This is a genomic window from Paenibacillus xylanexedens (genome assembly GCF_007676705.1).
GTDB lineage: Bacteria > Bacillota > Bacilli > Paenibacillales > Paenibacillaceae > Paenibacillus > Paenibacillus xylanexedens_C.
The window spans coordinates 1-350 of sequence record NZ_VEBF01000075.1; the positions used below are offsets into that span (position 1 = coordinate 1).

Below are 350 nucleotides of genomic sequence, written 5' to 3' on the forward strand. Positions count from 1 at the left end.
TTCACCACCATCCTTCTCACCAATTTTAACCCCTTCAACCACACCACCCCTTCCAAAATCACCTACACTCCTCTTCACTTCACCATTAACCGCATCCAACTTAACACCCATTTTTTCTTTACCCCCAACTTCTACCACTTCTTCCATTACCCCAACAATCTTTTTCATCTCCTCATCGCCCAACATCATTCCTTCAACCATTACTTCTTCCCCTAATTCCTTAGCTTCACCCTCAACCATCATCATGCCATCTTTACTTCCTCCAACCACCAACTCAACTTCACTCACTTCAACCTCTCCAATCGTTCCATTAATCATGAACTCCCCATTAATACCTCCAACTTTCACCC

Annotated in this window: 1 pseudogene; it reads right to left on the minus strand. The window is 43.7% G+C overall.

What is annotated here, in order from left to right:
• Positions 1-348: pseudogene (locus tag FS628_RS30225) on the minus strand (polyribonucleotide nucleotidyltransferase); the annotation flags it as partial.
• Between the last annotated feature and the right edge of the window lie 2 nt (positions 349-350).